At 73.0% G+C, this 16,573-nt stretch carries 14 protein-coding genes; 7 read left to right on the top strand and 7 right to left on the bottom strand.

Going from position 1 to position 16,573, the window contains the following annotated elements:
* Positions 1-125 precede the first annotated feature (125 nt).
* Positions 126-1,331, bottom strand: coding sequence for a chromate efflux transporter (chrA, locus tag ACFO3Q_RS12285; RefSeq protein ID WP_377005010.1), 1,206 nt, complete (start codon positions 1,329-1,331; stop codon positions 126-128).
* 204 nt (positions 1,332-1,535) lie between these two features.
* Here chrA and ACFO3Q_RS12280 point away from each other — a divergent pair, with 204 nt between their 5' ends.
* A complete protein-coding gene (locus ACFO3Q_RS12280; protein WP_377005009.1) occupies positions 1,536-2,270 on the top strand; it encodes an SDR family oxidoreductase in 735 nt (244 codons plus the stop codon).
* Between the two features lie 91 nt (positions 2,271-2,361).
* Here the strand turns inward: ACFO3Q_RS12280 and ACFO3Q_RS12275 are convergent, their stop codons facing one another.
* The 3 genes from ACFO3Q_RS12275 to acuI all read right to left on the bottom strand — a co-directional run bounded on the left by ACFO3Q_RS12275 (position 2,362) and on the right by acuI (position 6,245).
* On the bottom strand, positions 2,362-4,188 hold the full coding sequence (locus tag ACFO3Q_RS12275) for a DUF885 domain-containing protein (protein WP_377005008.1): 1,827 nt from the start codon (positions 4,186-4,188) through the stop codon (positions 2,362-2,364).
* A gap of 84 nt (positions 4,189-4,272) precedes the next feature.
* Positions 4,273-4,821: a YaeQ family protein gene (locus ACFO3Q_RS12270; protein ID WP_377005007.1), complete on the bottom strand. Its 549-nt coding sequence runs from the start codon at positions 4,819-4,821 to the stop codon at positions 4,273-4,275.
* A 431-nt stretch (positions 4,822-5,252) separates the two neighbouring features.
* The gene (gene acuI / locus ACFO3Q_RS12265; RefSeq protein ID WP_377005006.1) at positions 5,253-6,245 is read right to left on the bottom strand and encodes an acrylyl-CoA reductase (NADPH); all 993 of its coding nucleotides are present in this window, start codon (positions 6,243-6,245) and stop codon (positions 5,253-5,255) included.
* Positions 6,246-6,554: 309 nt separating this feature from the next.
* Here acuI and ACFO3Q_RS12260 point away from each other — a divergent pair, with 309 nt between their 5' ends.
* Positions 6,555-7,445, top strand: a complete 891-nt coding sequence (locus tag ACFO3Q_RS12260) for a pseudouridine synthase (protein ID WP_377005005.1) — start codon at positions 6,555-6,557, stop codon at positions 7,443-7,445.
* A 9-nt stretch (positions 7,446-7,454) separates the two neighbouring features.
* Positions 7,455-8,438, top strand: a complete 984-nt coding sequence (locus tag ACFO3Q_RS12255) for an MBL fold metallo-hydrolase (protein ID WP_377005004.1) — start codon at positions 7,455-7,457, stop codon at positions 8,436-8,438.
* A 9-nt stretch (positions 8,439-8,447) separates the two neighbouring features.
* Here the strand turns inward: ACFO3Q_RS12255 and ACFO3Q_RS12250 are convergent, their stop codons facing one another.
* Positions 8,448-9,452 (bottom strand): LLM class flavin-dependent oxidoreductase, encoded by a 1,005-nt coding sequence (locus tag ACFO3Q_RS12250; protein ID WP_377005003.1) that lies wholly within the window; start codon positions 9,450-9,452, stop codon positions 8,448-8,450.
* A gap of 182 nt (positions 9,453-9,634) precedes the next feature.
* On the opposite strand from ACFO3Q_RS12250, the gene ACFO3Q_RS12245 reads away from it, so the two are divergent.
* On the top strand, positions 9,635-10,285 hold the full coding sequence (locus ACFO3Q_RS12245; RefSeq protein WP_377005002.1) for a YceH family protein: 651 nt from the start codon (positions 9,635-9,637) through the stop codon (positions 10,283-10,285).
* 94 nt (positions 10,286-10,379) lie between these two features.
* Complete coding sequence (locus ACFO3Q_RS12240; protein WP_377005001.1) at positions 10,380-11,399, top strand: MBL fold metallo-hydrolase; 1,020 nt, start codon at positions 10,380-10,382, stop codon at positions 11,397-11,399.
* A 12-nt stretch (positions 11,400-11,411) separates the two neighbouring features.
* Here ACFO3Q_RS12240 and ACFO3Q_RS12235 read toward each other — a convergent pair whose 3' ends face one another.
* Both ACFO3Q_RS12235 and ACFO3Q_RS12230 read right to left on the bottom strand, forming a co-directional pair.
* The gene (locus ACFO3Q_RS12235) at positions 11,412-12,464 is read right to left on the bottom strand and encodes an NAD(P)-dependent alcohol dehydrogenase (RefSeq protein ID WP_377005000.1); all 1,053 of its coding nucleotides are present in this window, start codon (positions 12,462-12,464) and stop codon (positions 11,412-11,414) included.
* Positions 12,465-12,596: 132 nt separating this feature from the next.
* Positions 12,597-13,442 (bottom strand): formate/nitrite transporter family protein, encoded by an 846-nt coding sequence (locus ACFO3Q_RS12230; protein WP_377004999.1) that lies wholly within the window; start codon positions 13,440-13,442, stop codon positions 12,597-12,599.
* A gap of 131 nt (positions 13,443-13,573) precedes the next feature.
* Here ACFO3Q_RS12230 and ACFO3Q_RS12225 point away from each other — a divergent pair, with 131 nt between their 5' ends.
* Positions 13,574-14,827, top strand: coding sequence for a threonine synthase (locus tag ACFO3Q_RS12225; RefSeq protein WP_377004998.1), 1,254 nt, complete (start codon positions 13,574-13,576; stop codon positions 14,825-14,827).
* A 104-nt stretch (positions 14,828-14,931) separates the two neighbouring features.
* Complete coding sequence (locus ACFO3Q_RS12220) at positions 14,932-16,491, top strand: protein adenylyltransferase SelO (RefSeq protein ID WP_377004997.1); 1,560 nt, start codon at positions 14,932-14,934, stop codon at positions 16,489-16,491.
* The last annotated feature ends 82 nt before the right edge of the window (positions 16,492-16,573 follow it).

The raw sequence follows: 16,573 nt of genomic DNA, 5'->3' as shown, positions 1-16,573 counted from the left end.
TGGGGGCGCTTTCGAATGGGAAGCGACGCATGAGGAGAAAACGAGGAAAGGCCAGCTGCCCGCACTCGCTTCTCACTCCTCTCCGCTCACTCCTCTCCGCTCACTCCTCCGAGCACGCGAGCCCCTCAGGCGACGGCCGTGGCGAGCAGGCTCGCGCCCACGCACCACGCCACCACCCACAGCGCGTTGAGCCGGAACAGGACGAGCAGCAGCAGGCCGACCGCGGCGATGGCGGCATCGGCAGAACCGCCGATGCCCTGGCTCAGCACGGGATCGTAGAGCGCCGCTGCGAGCAGGCCGATCACCGCTGCGTTGATCCCCGCCAGCGTCGCCACCGCACCGGGCCGCCGCGCCAGGGCGCTCCACGCGGGCAGGGCCGCGACCAGCAGCAGGAAGCCGGGCAGGAAGATGCCGGCCAGTGCCGCGAGGGCGGCAGGCAGCGGCTGCCCCGGCAGCGTCGCTCCGCCGAGGTAGGCAGCCAGCGTGAACATGGGCCCGGGCATCGCCTGCGCCGCACCGTAGCCGGCGAGGAAACGTTCGGCGTCCAGCCAGCCGGGCGCGACCACCCCCGCTTCCAGCAGGGGCAGCACGACGTGTCCGCCGCCGAAGACAAGGGCGCCTGCCCGATAGAACACGGCGGCGAGGGCGCCGGGTGTCGGGGCCTGTGGCGTCCATGCCAGGGCGAGCGCCAGCAGCGCCGCGAAGGCCACCGCCGCGGCCGTGGCCGCGCCCGCCGACACCCGTGCCGGCAGGGGCGCCGCCGGCGGCAGCGGGACGTGGCGGCACAGGAGGATGCCGAGGGCGGCGCCCACGACAATGGCGCCGAGCTGCGCCCACGCCGCCCCCGACGCGAGCACCAGCAGGGCGGCGGACACCGCGATGGCCGCGCGGCGCGCGTCCGGCGCGAGCTGGCGCGCCATCGCGATCAGGCCGTGCGCGACCACCGCGACCGCCACGAGCTTGAGGCCGCGCACCACGGCCGCACCGACGGGCGCGTCGCCTGCCGGCGCCAGCCACACGAGGGCGAGCATCAGCAGCGCGGACGGCAGGGTGAAGGCGACGAAGGCAGCCGCGGCGCCGGCCCAGCCCGCGCGCAGCAGGCCGATGCCGAAGCCGAGCTGGCTGCTCGCCGGGCCGGGAAGCACCTGGCAGATCGCGAGCAGCTGCGCGAACTGGGCGTCGTCCAGCCAGCCGCGGCGCGCCACGAAGGCGGCGCGGAAGTACCCGACGTGCGCGACCGGCCCGCCGAAGGCGCTCAGGCCCAGCAGCAGGAAGGCGCGGAAGACTTCGCCCGCCGTGCCCGGGGTGCGGGGAGGGGCGGCGCTGCTCATGCCGGCGGACGGAGGGGGCGGACGGCGGAGGACATGGCGTGCTTCGCGCTGCGGTGGCCGGATTCTGGCAGGTGCGCGCGGTCGCCTGCGGCCGCGCCTGCGCGGATCGTGCAAGAACCCGCCATGCGTGATCTACGGCCCCGGCCGCGCCGCTGGCGACAGTAGGCGCCACCCGGCATCCCGCCGGAACGGAGAACTGAGGACATGAGCGGAATCCGAGACAAGGTGGTCCTGGTGACCGGCGCGAGCAGCGGCATCGGACATGCGGTCGCGCGCCACCTGGCCGACGCGGGCGCGATCGTGCTGCTCGGCGCGCGCAGGGTCGACCGCCTGCAGCGACTGGCGGAGGAGATCGCCGCCGCGGGCGGGCGCGCCACCGCGCACACGCTGGACGTGGTCGACCTCGCGAGCATGCGCGCCTTCGCCGATGCGGCGCTGGAGGCGCACGGCCGCATCGACGTGATCGTCAACAACGCGGGCGTCATGCCGCTCTCGCGGCTGGAGGCGCTCAAGGTCGAGGAGTGGAACCGGATGATCGACGTCAACATCCGCGGCGTGCTGCACGGCATCGCGGCCGTGCTGCCGTCGATGCGGGAGCGGCGCTCCGGGCATGTGGTCAACGTCGCCTCGATCGGCGCGCATGCGGTGTCGCCGACGGCCGCGGTCTACTGCGCGACCAAGTTCGCGGTGCGGGCGATTTCCGACGGCCTGCGCCAGGAGACCGACCGCATCCGCGTCACGGTGGTCTCGCCGGGCGTGGTGACCTCCGAGCTGGCCGAGAGCATCAGCGATCCCGAGGCGCGGGCGATGATGAAGGACTTCCGCAGCGTCGCCATCCCGCCCGAGGCCATCGCGCGCGCCATCGGCTACGCCATCGCCCAGCCCGACGACGTGGATGTCAGCGAGCTGATCGTGCGGCCGACCGCCAGCCCGTACTAGCCGCTCGCGGCGTGCGGGACTGCGGCATCGAACCTTGTCGCGGTCGAAAAGTGCTCCCACGGCGCTCGCCGTGGGAGCGGCGTGCCCTGCCTCAGGACTGCGCGGCGATCCAGCGGTCGATCTTGGCTTCGAGCACGTCGAGCGGCAGCGAGCCGTCGCCCAGGACCTCGGCGTGGAAGGCGCGCGGGTCGAAGGCCTCGCCGAGCGCGGCCTCGGCCCGCGCCCGCAGCTCCTTGATCTTGAGCTCGCCGACCTTGTAGGCCAGCGCCTGGCCGGGAATGGCCATGTAGCGCTCGGTCTCGGAGACCGCCTCGGTGTCGCTGGTCGCCGAGTTGTCCTTCATGTACTGGATGACCTGCTCGCGGATCCAGCCCTTGCTGTGCAGGCCGGTGTCCACCACGAGGCGGATGGCGCGCCACAGCTCCGCCTGGAGACGGCCGAAGTAGGTGTAGGGATCGGCATAGACGCCCAGCTCCCGGCCCAGCGACTCCGCGTAGAGGCCCCAGCCCTCGATGTAGGCGGTCTGGCCCCCGAAGCGGCGGAAGGTCGGGATGCCCTCCAGTTCCTGCTGCAGGGCGATCTGGAAGTGGTGGCCCGGGATCGCCTCGTGCAGGTAGAGCGCGTCGCGGTCCCAGGTCTTGCGCGTGGGCAGGTCGTAGGTGTTGACGTAGAAGATGCCGGGGCGGCTGCCGTCCTCGCTCGGGCGCATGTACGAGCCGCCTGCCGCCGACTGCGCGCGGAACGCCTCGACCGGGCGGATCTCGAAGGCCGCCTTCGGGGTCAGCGAGAACAGCTCGCCGACGCGCGCATCGACCGTCGCCTCGAACGCGCGGTAGTCCGCCAGCAGGGCCTCCTCACTCTCGTAGGTGAACGCCGGGTCGGTGGTCATGTACTCGAAGAACGCCTGCAGGTCGCCCTCGAAGCCGACCTCCTGCATGACCTGCCGCATCTCGCCGTGGATGCGCTCGACCTCGGCGAGGCCGATGTCGTGGATCTGCGCGGGGGTGAGGTCGGTGGTGGTGATGCGGCGCACGTTGAAGGCGTACCACGCCTCGCCGTCGGGCAGGGCGTCCAGGCCGTGGCTGTCGCGTGCGGCCGGCAGGTACTCCTCGGCGGTGAAGCGGCGCAGCGCGCGGTAGGCCGGCATCAGCGTGTCGGCGATCAGGCTGCGGTAGGCCTCGGTCAGGCGATCGCGCTCGGCCTCGGGAAAGTCCTCCGGCATCTCGGCGATGGGCCGCCAGAACAGGGTCTGCTCCGGGTCGTCCTTGATGAGGCCGTCGAGCTGGGGAAGCGTCTTCTCGACCAGCACGCGCGGCTGGACCACGCCGTTGGCCATGCCCTCGCGCATGTTCGCCATCGCGCTGTCGAACAGGGTCGGGATGTTGGACGCGCGGGCGAGCCAGTTGTCGTAGTCGGCGACCGTCCTGAACGGCTGCGCGCCCGTGCCGGAACCCAGCATCGCGAACGAGCTGGGGAAGCTGTAGAACTGGTTCAGCGGCTGCTGCCAGCCGGGGAAGCGCTCGCCCTCGATCTGCTCCTCGAGGCTGGAGACGAAGATCTCGTACGACAGCCGGGCCTGGCCTTCGAGCTGCTCCACGTCGTAGCCGCGCACGCGCTCCAGCCAGCGCTGCGCGAAATCGAGCTGCCGCTGGCGGAACTCGGCGCTGAAGGTGTCCGGGAGCTGGTCGTTGTAGCGGCTGTCGCCGATGTAGGTCGCCGACAGCGGGTTCAGGCGGAGCGATTCCTCCCAGAACTCGGCGTAGAGCGCGTCGAGTTCGGCGGCGGCGTCCTGGCCGGCCTGCGCCTGCGGCGCGCCCGCGGTCGGCGCGGCGGCGGGAGCGCCGTTGGCCGGCCCGCGGTCGCAGGCGGCGAGGGCGAGGGCGGCGGCAAGCGCGAGGGCGAGCGTGGTGCGGGTCATGGCGTCCGGTGGCTGACGGGTGGAGCCCGCGAGCCTCCGCCGCGGATTTCCACCCCGCAAGGGCCGGAGGTCATGCCGGGCCGGCTACGCCGCGACGTCCCGGCGCAGGCGCAGGGCGAGCTCGACGCTGCCGGTGTCGTCCATCAACTGCGCGGCGCCGTCCTGCACCATGAACTGCAGGCGCATGCTGCGGGCATGCAGGGCGGCGAGGGCTTCCACGCTCTCGTGGGCGATGTCGATGACGCGCAGGTTGCGCGGCCGCGCGAGCGCGCTGGCGTTCTTCTCCCACCACACGTCGGCGCCGCGGCCGCCGTAGTTGACCACCACCACCTCGCGCGCCCGGCCGCAGGCGCGGCGGATGCGCGCCTCGTCCGGCTGGCCGAGGTCGATCCACAGGGCGACCTCGCCGGTCAGGTCGTGCGCCCACAGGTCGGGCTCGTCGTCGCTCGACAGGCCCTTGCCGAACTGGAGGCGCTCGTCGGCGTACAGCGCGAACGCGGCGATGCGCACCATCAGCCGCGCATCGGTCTCGGAGGGGTGCTGGGCCAGCGTCAGCGGATAGGTGGCGTAGTGGTGCCGGTCCATGTCGCTGACCTGCAGCTCGCACTTCACCACGGTGGACTTCAGCGCCATGGCGCGTCCTGGTTCGCAAGGGCCGCGCAGTGTACGTGGGTGGGGCGGCGCGGGAGTGAGACATGAGGAACGAGAAAGGAGGAGAGTGGCTGTCTGGCCTCGCTTCACTCCTCCCCACTCGCCTCAAGCCCACAGCCCCCTCCCCCGCGGACAGCGGGGGAGGGTTGGGGAGGGGGGCGCTTCTGCTGCGGGAAGTGAGACATGAGGCACGAGAAGAGAGGAGAGGTGGCTGTCTGGCCTCGCTTCGCTCCGCTCCATGCATTCCTCGAAGCAGCACGCCGCGCGCGCTCACCCCATCCCGGCCAGGGCGGGGGAAGGAGTTTGACGTCGAGGAGTGGGGGCATGAGGAGTAAGAAAAGAGAGAAGGCGCGGCGCCTCTCCTCGTTGCTCACGTCTCTCCACTCACTTCTCGCCGGGACGCCGCGGCCGGCTCAGCGGTTCACATCCACCACCAGTCGCCCGCGGACGCGCCCGGCGAGGACCTGCGGCGCGACGTCGATGGCGTCGCCCAGGCCGATGTCGGTGGCCATGGCGTCCAGCCAGCGGGTGTCGAACTCGGCCGCCAGCGCGGCCCAGGCGGCGAGGCGGCGGGTGGCCGGGCACATCACGCTGTCGATGCCGACCAGGGTCACGCCGCGGAGGATGAAGGGCGCGACCGTCATCGGCAGGTCCATGCCCTGCGCCAGGCCGCAGGCGGCGACCACGCCGCCGTAGCGCGTGGCGGCGAGCACGTTGGCGAGCGTGTGGCTGCCGACGCTGTCGACGGCGCCGGCCCAGCGCTCGCTCGCGAGCGGCCTGCCGGGCTCGGAGAACGCCGTGCGCTCCAGCACCTCGGTCGCGCCCAGCGCCTTCAGGTAGCCGTGTTCGTCGCGCTTGCCGGTCACGGCCACGACGCGGTAGCCGCGCCGGGCGAGGAGGGCGGTGGCGACGCTGCCGACGCCCCCGCTGGCGCCGGTCACCAGGATCTCGCCGTCCTCCGGGTCCACGCCCTGGTGCTCCAGCGCCTGCACGCAGAGCATGGCGGTGTAGCCGGCGGTGCCGATGGCCATCGCCGTGCGTGCGTCGAAGGCGTCCGGCAGGGGCACCAGCCAGTCGCCGCGCACGCGCGCCTGCTGCGCCAGGCCGCCGAAGTGGCGCTCGCCCACGCCCCAGCCGTTCAGGAGGACGCGGTCGCCGGCGGCGTAGTCGGGATGCGCGCTGTCGATCACCTCGCCGGCAAGGTCGATGCCCGGCACCATCGGGAAGCTGCGCATCGACGGGAGGCGCCCGGTGAGCGCGAGCGCGTCCTTGTAGTTGACCGTGGACCAGCCCACGCGCACGTGCACGTCGCCCTCGGGCAGGTCGTCGCGTCCGAGCGTCCCGACGCGCGCCTGCGTGCAGCCGGACGCGTCGCGCTCGATGAGGATCGCCTTGAAGCGGGACATGGAGGTCTCCTCGCCACGGCGGCCCAGCATGCCGTGCCCCGCGGCAAGCCCATATCAAACGATGGTCGAACGATCGCCGGCCGGTCGGGGGCGGGGCACACTGGTTGGGAGGGCTGGGCCTGGGGCCTAGTGGCCTGGGGCTTGGGGCAGAGGGCCCGGGGCCCGGGGCCCGGGGCACGGGGCACGGGGCACGGGGCGCGGGGCGCGGGGCGCGGCGCCAGCCCGAGCCCAGAGCCCAGAGCCCAGAGCCCAGAGCCCAACCCGAGCCCCAAACCCCAAGCCCAAGCCCCAAGCCCCAAGCCCAACCCAATGCCTCCAACACCCGCCAGCACAGTCCATCTCCCGCCCGGCGACTGGCCGACGGTGCTGGACTGCCTGTGCGCGCACTTCCCGCGCATCCCGCGGGCGGTGTGGGTTGATCGGTTCGCACGTGGCCGGGTGCTGGATGCGGCCGGTACGCCGCTGTCGCCGTCGCATCCGCATGCGCCGGGGCTGTGCGTGCGCTACTTCCGCGAGGTCGAGGACGAGCCCGCGATTCCCTTCGCCGAGGCCGTGCTGCATGCCGACGCGGACCTGGTGGTCGCCGACAAGCCGCACTTCCTGCCGGTGGCGCCGGTGGGTCGGCACGTCCGCGAAACCCTGCTCACCCGGCTGCAGGCGCGCCTCGGCAACCGCGACCTGGTGCCGCTGCACCGCATCGACCGCGAGACCGCCGGCCTGGTGCTGTTCTCGGCGCGGCCGGCGACGCGCGACGCCTATGCGGCGCTGTTCCGCACCAGGCGCATCCGCAAGACGTACGAAGCCATTGCACCCGCGCTGCCGGCGCTCGGCGAGGGCGAGGTGCACGTGCGCCGTTCGCGGCTGATCCGCGGCGAGCCCTTCTTCCGCATGCGCGAGACCGACGGGCCCGCGGACAGCGAGAGCCGCATCGCGGTCGTCGAGGTCCGCGGCGAGCTCGCGCGCTACGCGCTGGAGCCGGTCACCGGGCGCAAGCACCAGCTGCGCGTGCACATGGCGGCGCTGGGCGTGCCGATCCTGGGCGATCCGCTGTATCCCGAGCCGCACTCACGCGATCCGCAGGACTTCGCGCATCCAATGCGCCTGCTCGCCCGCGCGCTCGCGTTCGACGACCCGCTCGACGGCCGGCCGCGCCGCTTCGAGAGCGCACGCCGGCTCGACTGGCCCGACACCACCTCCTGACGATTTCCCATGCCCTGGCGCAATCCGCACTACGACCCGTCCAAGCCGCACCACACACCGACCGGCTTCCGCAATCCCGAGCCCGACACGCGCCGCCCCGGCGACCTGCAGCGGTGGCGCCGGGAGCGCCGCGCGCAGGGCCTGCCGCGCCCGCCGGAGGCGGGCTATGTCGCTTTCGTCGAGGCGCACTGGCAGGCGCCGGACTTCGGCGGCACCGGCGACGCGGCGTGGTGGCTGGGCCACGCCAGCCTGCTGTTGCGCATGGGCGGCATCACCGCGATCACCGATCCGATGCTGTCGGACCGCGCTTCGCCACTGCGCTGGGTCGGCCCGCGTCGCCGCACGCCGCCTGCGGCGACCGTCGCGGAACTGCCGCCGATCGACGTGGTGCTGCTCTCGCACAGCCACTACGACCACCTCGACTACGACAGCATCTGGCGCCTGGCGCGGCGCTTTCCCGAGGCACGCTTCCTCGCGCCGCTGGGCCTCGGCTCCTGGCTGCGTCGCCGCGGCGTGCGGCGGGTGGACGAGCTCGACTGGTGGGACACCGTGGAGATCGGCGGCGTCCGCTTCGACTGCGTGCCGGCGCGGCACTGGAGCGCGCGCACGCCGTGGGACGCGAACCGCTCGCTGTGGTGCGGCTGGACCCTGCGCAGCGCGGCGCATCGCGTCTACTTCGCCGGCGACACGGGGTGGGCGGACAGGCTGGCCGAGATCGGGCGGCTCGGCCCCTTCGATCTCGCGGCCATCCCCATCGGCGCCTATTCGCCGCGCTGGTTCATGCAGGCGCAGCACATCGACGCCGCCGAGGCGGTGCGCCTGCACCGGGCGGTCGGCGCGCGCCGCAGCATCGGCATCCACTGGGGCGCCTTCGAGCTGGCCGACGACGCCCTCGACGAGCCGCCGCGCGAGCTGGCGGCCGCGCGCGTCGCGGCCGGGCTGGGGGAGGAGGCCTTCGCGGCGGTGCGCATCGGCAGCCGCATCGACCTCTGACGACGGGGCTCAGCCGGCGAGGCGCTCCCGCACCTGCGCCGCGAGCTCGAACGAGCGCAGCCGCGCCGCGTGGTCGTAGATCTGCCCGTTGATCATCAGCTCGTCCACGCGCGTGCGCTCGACGAAGCGGCGCAGGCCGTCGGTCACCGTGTCCACGGTCCCGACGAAGGATTCGGCCAGGGCATGCTCGACGCCGGCCTGCTCCATCGGCGACCACAGCCCGTCCATGCTCTCGACGGGCGGCGGCAGCGGTCCCGGCACGTTGCGGCGCAGGTTGACGAAGGACTGCTGCATCGAGGTGAACAGGCGTCGCGCCTCGGCGTCGCTGTCGGCGGCGACCACGTTCACGCAGGCCATGGCCCAGGGCCGTTCCAGCTGCTCGGAGGGCTGGAAGCGCGAACGGTACACGGCCAGCGCCTGGTCGAGCGCATCGGGCGCGAAGTGCGAGGCGAAGGCATAGGGCAGGCCGAGCGCCGCGGCGAGCTGCGCGCCGAACAGGCTGGAGCCGAGGATCCACAGCGGCACGTCCAGTCCCGCGCCCGGCACCGCGTTGATGCCGCCGGGGCGGGGCGCGCGGAAGTACTGGCGCAGCTCGACCACGTCCTGCGGGAACTGCTCGGCGCTGGAGGCGAGATCGCGGCGCAGCGCGTGCGCGGTGGCGCGGTCGCTGCCGGGGGCGCGGCCGAGGCCGAGATCGATGCGTCCCGGGAACAGCGATTCGAGCGTGCCGAACTGCTCGGCGATCACCAGCGGCGAATGGTTGGGAAGCATGATCCCGCCGGCGCCGACGCGGATGGTGGAGGTGCCGCCCGCGACGTGGGCGATCACCACCGCGGTCGCGGCGCTGGCGATGCCCGGGATGTTGTGGTGCTCGGCCAGCCAGTAGCGGCGGTAGCCCCAGCGCTCGGCGTGCTGCGCGAGGTCGAGGGTGTTGCGGAAGGCATCGGCCGCGGTGCCGCCCTCCACGATCGGGGCGAGGTCGAGGGCCGAGAAGGGGAGCGTCGCGCTGGTCATCCTGGAGCCTGGAAGTGGAGGGCCGCCCGTCCGGCAGCGGCCCGTGCCGCGGGTCGGCGGGCGTCGCCGTCGGGGTTCCCGGTCATGTGGTGGCGACGGGGGGCGATGCAAGCGCGGGCGGCTGTCACGGATGCACCGCTGTGTTCGGGCATCATGGCCGGCTCGCCCGCAGGAGCATCGCCATGACCGACCCCGAGACCCTCGACGCGCTCGACCCCGTCCAGTTGCGCGTGCTGGCCTGCCTGGTGGAGAAGGAGGGCACCACGCCCGAGGCCTATCCGCTCACCGAGAACGCGCTGGTGCTGGCCTGCAACCAGAAGACGGGCCGCGACCCGGTGATGAACCTCACGCCGGGCCAGGTCGGCCACGCGCTGCGGACGCTCGAGGACCGCGGCCTGGTGCGCAGCGTGCACGGCGCGCGTGCGCAGCGCTGGGAGCACCGCTTCGCCCAGCACTATTCGCTCACCCGCGCGCAGCAGGCGCTCCTCGCGGTGCTGGCGCTGCGCGGACCGCAGACCGTGTCGGAGCTGACCAGCCGCACCGAGCGTCTGGCGCGCTTCGCCGATGCCGAGGAACTCCGCCACGCGCTGGAGCGGCTCGCGGCGCACGCGCCGGCCTACGCGGTCAATCTCGGGCGTGGCGCCGGGCAGCGCGAGGACCGCTGGATGCACCTGCTGGGCGGTCCGGTGGACACCTCGCTGCTGGCGGCCGCGCGCGAGGCGCCGGCAGCCGGCGGCCGCGCGGCGCTGGAGCAGCGGGTCGACGGGCTGGAGGCCGAGGTCGCGGAACTGCGCGAGACGCTCGCCGGCCTGCTCGCGCGGCTGGAAGGCTGACGCCACCGGCGCAATGCAGCGATCCGCCGCGCCGGCTGCGGCGATGCCGGACGCGGCGCATCCTCGGCCTCTTCAATGCGAGGGAGAGGCTGCGATGCGAACGATCCCGCTGCTGCACGGGCTGCTCGCCCTGCTGCTGGCCTGTGCCGGCACCGCGAGCGCCACACCGCGCATCACCGTGCTCTACGACGCCTTCGGCGACGATCCGGCGATGCACAAGGACTGGGGCTTCGCCGCTCTGATCGAGGTCGACGGCCGCCGCATCCTCTTCGACACCGGCAACGATGCCGGGATCTTCGCGCGCAACGTCGCCGCGAAGGGGGTGGATCTGCGGGACCTGGACCTCGTGGTGATGTCGCACCGCCACGCGGACCACATGGCGGGGCTGGGCGTGGTGCTGGCGGCGAATCCGACCGTCCCGGTCTACGCGCCGCAGGAGGGCTTCGGGATCTACGGCTCCTCGCTGCCCGCGGACTTCTACCGCAAGGCGCCCGAACTGCCGGCGCGCATGCGCTATTACGACGGTGAGCCCCCGGAGACGCTGCGCTTCGGCAGCGCCTGGCAGGGCGCGGACTTCCGCCCGTTGACCGGGATCACCGAGATCGCGCCGGGCGTATGGGCCATCGTCGGCGTGTCGGACGCGCCGGGCACCCGCGAGCTGCGCGAGGTCTCGCTGGCGATCCGCACGGAACAGGGTCTGGTGCTGGTGGTCGGCTGTTCGCATCCGGGCATCGGCAGCATCGTCGCCGAGGCGCGGCGCATCGACCCGGACATCCATCTGGTGGTCGGCGGCTTCCATTTCGTGACTGCCGACGATGCCGCCATCGCCGGCATGGTGGACGCGCTGCGCGCGGCGGAGGTGTCCTTCATCGCCCCCGGGCACTGCACCGGCGAGCCGACCTTCGCCGCGCTGCTGGCGGCGTTCGGCGAGCGCTATCTGTATGCCGGGGTGGGTGCGGTGCTCGAACTCGACCGTGTCGACGGCCCGGAGCGCCCGCGCGGTGCCGCGGCGCGGCTGTCGGGAGCCGAGCAGGCGCAGTACCGCCTGCTCGCCGTGCACGGTCACGACCACGACCACGTGGACGGCGTGCTGGCCGCCGCCCACGATCACTGAATGGAACAGGCCTCAGGCGGCGCGCCTGAGGCTCTCGATGTCGATCACGAAGCGGTAGCGCACGTCGCCCTTGAGCATGCGCTCGTAGGCGGTGTTGATGTCGCGGATGTCGATGAGCTCGATGTCCGAGGCGACGCCGTGCTCGGCGCAGAAGTCCAGCATCTCCTGGGTCTCGCGGATGCCGCCGATCATCGAGCCGGCGAGGCGCCTGCGCCCGCCGACCAGCGGGAAGGCCGAGAGCGGCGTGGGATCGGGGATGCCTAGCAGCACCATGGTGCCGTCCACCTTGAGGAGGCCGAGGTAGGCGTTGTAGTCGTGCTGCGCCGAGACGGTGTCGATGATGAAGTCGAAGCGGCCGCGATGGGTCCTGAAGACCTCGCCGTCGCGGGTGGCGGCGAAGTCCTTCGCGCCGAGGGCGAGGGCGTCCTGGCGCTTGGACTCCGAGGTGCTGAGCACGGTCACCTCGGCGCCCATCGCCGTGGCCAGCTTGACCGCCATGTGCCCGAGCCCGCCCAGGCCGACCACGGCCACGCGGTCGCCCGCCTTCACCCCGAAGTGGCGCAACGGCGAATAGGTGGTGATGCCGGCGCAGAGCAGGGGCGCGGCGCGTTCCAGCGGGATCCCGTCCGGCACGCGCAGCACGTAGGCCTCGTCCACCGTGATGCGGGTCGAGTAGCCGCCGTAGGTGGGTTCGCCGCTGTCGCGCTCGCGGCTGTTGTAGGTGGCGGTCATGCCCTGTTCGCAGTACTGCTCCTCGCCCGCGCGGCACTGCGGGCACGCGCGGCAGGAATCGACGAAGCAGCCGACGCCCACGCTGTCGCCCACCTTGTAGCGGGTGACGGCGCTGCCGACCTCGGCGACGCGGCCGACGATCTCGTGGCCGGGCACCATCGGGAAGATCGAGCCGCCCCACTCGTCGCGGACCTGGTGCAGGTCGGAGTGGCAGACGCCGCAGTAGAGGATGTCGATCAGGACCTCGTTCGCGCGCGGCGCCCGGCGGGCGATGCGGAAGGGCGCCAGCGGAGCGTCGGCGGACTGGGCGGCATAGGCGGGGGTGTCGAGCATGGGAGGACCTCACGAACGGGAAGCGGGAAAGCGAGCGCCAACGGCGGCACTGGGCACCGCGGCGGTGCGGAAGATGCGGTACGGGCGGGGGCGGGCGGTAGTCCGATCCGCCCGCGGCTTGCACGATCCTCCTCAGCGTCCGCGCAGGTAGGCATACCAGTACGCCAGCCCGATGGCCGCGCCGCCGACGATGTTGCCGAGGGTCGAGAGGCCGAGGTTGAGCAGGGCGCCGCCGACGGTGAGGGCGGCGAAGTCGGCGGGCGCGGCGCCGGCCGTTGCCCAGAAGTCCTGCGGGGCCAGCGCCTTCACCAGCAGGGCGATCGGCAGGATCGACATGTTGGCGACCGAATGTTCGAGGCCTGCGGCGACGAACACGCCGATCGGTCCGACGATGGCGAGGATCTTGCCCTGCACGCTGCCGGCGGCCTGCGCCGCCCAGACCGCCAGGCACACCAGCATGTTGGCGAGGATGCCGGATGCGAACAGGGCGCCGGGCCCCTTCGTGGTCTTGTCCTGGCCCACCTCCAGCGCGTAGAGGCCCACCGCGCCGTCGCCCGCGGCGTGTCCGCCGGCGGCCACGAACAGCAGCGCGACGGCGAGCGCACCGACCAGGTTGCCGGCGTACACCAGCGCCCAGAAGCGCCACATCGTCCCGCGGTCGAGGCTGCCGCGTAGGCGCTTGACCACCAGGAGCGTGTCGCCGGTGAAGAGCTCGGCGCCGGCCACCACCACCAGGATCAGGCCGACCGAGAAGGCCAGGCCGCCCGCCAGCACCCGCGTGCCGGCGAAGCCGTCGCCGCCGGCGCCGGTGACGAGGAAGGCGATGGCCCCGAAGGCGATATAGGCGCCCGCGAGCAGGGCCAGGACCAGGACCTCGCCCGAGGCGCGCCGCACCTTGCCCGAGAGGTATTCCAGCGTGTTGCGGGCGGTGTCGGCGGGTCCCGCGTCCGTCACCGTCACCGCGTCCGGCTTCGACATCTCCTGCCTCCGTCGCATGCGGAGCGCAAGCCTCGCCGGCGCATGTGTCGCGGCGCGTGAACGCGGCCCGGCGCCTGCACCGCCAGGCGCGCCCTGCTACCGTGCCGCCCCCTTCCTCATCGAGCCTGCGCATGTCCTACGTCCGCTGCCTGCGCGGCCTGTCCTCCGGCATCGAGTATCCGGCGGACCGGCCGATGAACCTCGATCCCGCCGACGGCCGTCCGGTCGAGATGGTCCTGGACCTCGAACGCCTGGCGGCCGAGCGCCCGGCCGCCGCGTGGTACGACCCGACGCGGCGCGACATGTGGCGCTTCGGCGGGCTGATGGCGCTCGACGTCGGCGACCCCACCGACGCCCGCCACATCGTGCCGCTGGGCGAGGGCTGCACGCCCCTGCTGGACTGGAGCGCGCATCCGGTCGCCGCCGCCGCGGGCCTGGTCCTGCAGCTCAAGGACGAGGGCCGGGCGCACCCCGGCTTCGGCGCCAATCCGACCCAGAGCTTCAAGGACCGCGGCATGGCGATGGTGGTCGCGCAGGCGCGCAGGCTGGGCCTGGAGCGGCTGGCGGTGCCGACCCAGGGCAATGCGGGGGACTCGCTGGTGCACTACGCGCTGGCGGCAGGGCTGTCGGTGGTGGTGGCCATGCCCGAGGACACGCCCATGCCCATCCTGGGCGGCGTGGCCGCGGCCGCGCAGCGCCATCCGGAGCGCGTCCGCCTCGAACTCGCCGGCCCCACCATCCGCGAAGCGGGGGCGCTGCTGAAGGCGCGCTACGTGCCCGAGGGCTGGTTCTCGGTCGCGACCTTCCAGGAGCCGGGCTGGCGCATCGAGGGCAAGAAGTCGCTCGGGCTGGAGCTGGCCGAGCCGGCGGCGCCCGGTGCGCCGTGGTCGCTGCCCGATGCGGTGATCTATCCCACCGGCGGCGGCACCGGTGTGCTCGGCATGTGGAAGGCCTGGGACGAGCTCGAGGCGCTCGGCCTGATCGATGCCCGTCGCCCGCGCATGCTGTCCGTGCAGAGCAGCGCCACCACGCCGCTGGTGCGCGCCTTCGAGTCCGGCGCCGACGACACCACCGCCGCGGAGCCGGGCGACACCCTGGCCGTCGGCCTCAACGTGCCGGCCGGCGTCGGCCACTTCCGCGTGCTGGAGATCCTCCGCGCGAGCGGCGGCGCCGCCGTCGCCGTCGACGAGGACGACATCGCCCGCGAGCTCGCCCGCCTGTGGCGCACCCTGCGGACGTGGATCGGCCCCGAGGGCGCGGCCTGCCTCGCCGCGCTGCCGCAACTGTTGGACCGCGGCCTCCTGCGACACGGCGAGCGCGTGGTGGCGGTGAACACCGGTTCGCTGGAGAAGTACCTGCCCAAGGTCCGGCACCTGCTGGGCTAGGCCCACGTCCGGCGTCGACGCGCCGGGGGGCCGCACCGCCGGTTGCCCTGGTTTCACGTACCGGGGGCGATGCTCTCCCGTCCTGCCGCAGGAACCGCACCGCGATGCTCGATCTCCGCTTCGACAACCGCTTCGTCGAGGAGCTGCCCGGCGACACGAATCCCGAGAACCGCCGTCGGCAGGTCCCCGGGGCGATGTGGTCGCCGGTGGCGCCGACGCCGGTCGCGGCGCCACGGCTGCTGGCCTGGTCGCCGGAGATGGCGCAGGCGCTGGGCATCGATGTCGCCACCGTCCGCAGCAAGGCCTTCGCCGACGTGTTCGGGGGCAATGCGCTGGTCGAGGGCATGCGGCCCTTCGCGGCGAACTACGGCGGCCACCAGTTCGGAAGCTGGGCGGGCCAGCTCGGCGACGGTCGCGCGATCACCCTGGGCGAGGTGCTGGGTCGCGACGGCGGGCGCTGGGAGCTGCAGCTCAAGGGCGCAGGCCCGACGCCGTACTCGCGCACCGCCGACGGGCGCGCGGTGCTGCGTTCGTCGGTCCGCGAGTTCCTCTGCAGCGAGGCGATGCACCACCTCGGCATCCCGACCACGCGCGCGCTGAGTCTCGTCGCCACCGGCGAGAGCGTGGTGCGCGACATGTTCTACGACGGCCATCCGCAGGCCGAGCCGGGCGCCGTGGTCTGCCGCGTGGCGCCGTCCTTCATCCGCTTCGGCAGCTTCGAGCTGCCCGCCTCGCGCGGGGAGCTGGACCTGCTGCGGACCCTGATCGGCTTCTGCATCCGTCGCGACTTCCCGCATCTGGGCGGGGAGGGCGAGGCCGTGTGGGGCGACTGGTTCGTCGAGGTCTGCGAGCGCACCGCGATCCTGATCGACGGCTGGATGCGCGTGGGCTTCGTCCACGGCGTGATGAACACCGACAACATGTCCATCCTCGGGCAGACCATCGACTACGGACCCTACGGCTGGATCGACGACTACGACCCGGACTGGACACCCAACACCACCGATGCCGGGCGGCGCCGCTACAGGTTCGGCCAGCAGGCCAACGTCGCGTTCTGGAACCTGCACCAGCTCGCGAATGCCCTCGCCACCGTGTTCGACAGCCACGACCCGCTGTACGCCGGTCTCGACCGCTACGTCGAGCGCTTCTCGCAGGCCGAACGCGAGACGGTGGCGCGCAAGCTCGGCCTGGCCGGGTACCGTGAGGACGACGGCGTGCTGATGAAGGACCTGCAGGCCCTGATGCACGCGGCCGAGGTCGACATGACCCTCTGGTTCCGCGGGCTGATGGACGTGGATCCGCAGGCGCCGACGCTCGCGCCGCTCGAGGATGCCTTCTACGACGGCGCCAAGCGCGCGCACCACGAGGGCGCGCTGCAGGACTGGCTGGCCCGCTACGCGGCACGCCTGCGCGAGGACACGCTGTCTCCGGAGGCGCGCCGCGAGCGCATGCGCTTGGCGAACCCGCGCTACGTGCTGCGCAACTACCTCGCCCAGCAGGCCATCGACCGCGCCACCGAGGGCGACCTCGGCGGCATCGAGGCACTGCTCGACGTGATGCGGCGTCCCTACGACGACCAGCCCGGGCGCGAGGCCATCGCCGCGCGCCGGCCCGACTGGGCGCGCAACCGGCCGGGCTGCTCGCAGCTGTCCTGCAGCTCCTGAGCCTGCGCCGCGTCCCCGCAGGAGCGGCGCAGGAGCGACGTAGGAGCGGCTTCAGCCGCGATCTGAAGACCTTGGTTCGGTA

The sequence above is a fragment of the Coralloluteibacterium thermophilum genome, assembly GCF_042654365.1.
GTDB classification, from domain to species: Bacteria; Pseudomonadota; Gammaproteobacteria; order Xanthomonadales; family Xanthomonadaceae; genus Coralloluteibacterium; species Coralloluteibacterium thermophilum.
The sequence above is the reverse complement of the archived record's forward strand: the minus strand, read 5'-3'. Positions and strand labels throughout refer to the sequence as shown.

What these genes read in the sequence shown, in the direction of transcription:
- ACFO3Q_RS12240 (WP_377005001.1), top strand. Translation starts at nt 10,380, where the DNA reads ATGCGAACGATCCCGCTGCTGCACGGGCTGCTCGCCCTGCTGCTGGCC.
- ACFO3Q_RS12255 (WP_377005004.1), top strand. Translation starts at nt 7,455, where the DNA reads ATGCCCTGGCGCAATCCGCACTACGACCCGTCCAAGCCGCACCACACA.
- ACFO3Q_RS12225 (WP_377004998.1), top strand. Translation starts at nt 13,574, where the DNA reads ATGTCCTACGTCCGCTGCCTGCGCGGCCTGTCCTCCGGCATCGAGTAT.
- ACFO3Q_RS12230 (WP_377004999.1), bottom strand. Translation starts at nt 13,442, where the DNA reads ATGTCGAAGCCGGACGCGGTGACGGTGACGGACGCGGGACCCGCCGAC.
- ACFO3Q_RS12270 (WP_377005007.1), bottom strand. Translation starts at nt 4,821, where the DNA reads ATGGCGCTGAAGTCCACCGTGGTGAAGTGCGAGCTGCAGGTCAGCGAC.
- ACFO3Q_RS12250 (WP_377005003.1), bottom strand. Translation starts at nt 9,452, where the DNA reads ATGACCAGCGCGACGCTCCCCTTCTCGGCCCTCGACCTCGCCCCGATC.
- acuI (WP_377005006.1), bottom strand. Translation starts at nt 6,245, where the DNA reads ATGTCCCGCTTCAAGGCGATCCTCATCGAGCGCGACGCGTCCGGCTGC.
- ACFO3Q_RS12220 (WP_377004997.1), top strand. Translation starts at nt 14,932, where the DNA reads ATGCTCGATCTCCGCTTCGACAACCGCTTCGTCGAGGAGCTGCCCGGC.
- ACFO3Q_RS12280 (WP_377005009.1), top strand. Translation starts at nt 1,536, where the DNA reads ATGAGCGGAATCCGAGACAAGGTGGTCCTGGTGACCGGCGCGAGCAGC.
- ACFO3Q_RS12245 (WP_377005002.1), top strand. Translation starts at nt 9,635, where the DNA reads ATGACCGACCCCGAGACCCTCGACGCGCTCGACCCCGTCCAGTTGCGC.
- ACFO3Q_RS12235 (WP_377005000.1), bottom strand. Translation starts at nt 12,464, where the DNA reads ATGCTCGACACCCCCGCCTATGCCGCCCAGTCCGCCGACGCTCCGCTG.
- ACFO3Q_RS12275 (WP_377005008.1), bottom strand. Translation starts at nt 4,188, where the DNA reads ATGACCCGCACCACGCTCGCCCTCGCGCTTGCCGCCGCCCTCGCCCTC.
- chrA (WP_377005010.1), bottom strand. Translation starts at nt 1,331, where the DNA reads ATGAGCAGCGCCGCCCCTCCCCGCACCCCGGGCACGGCGGGCGAAGTC.
- ACFO3Q_RS12260 (WP_377005005.1), top strand. Translation starts at nt 6,555, where the DNA reads ATGCCTCCAACACCCGCCAGCACAGTCCATCTCCCGCCCGGCGACTGG.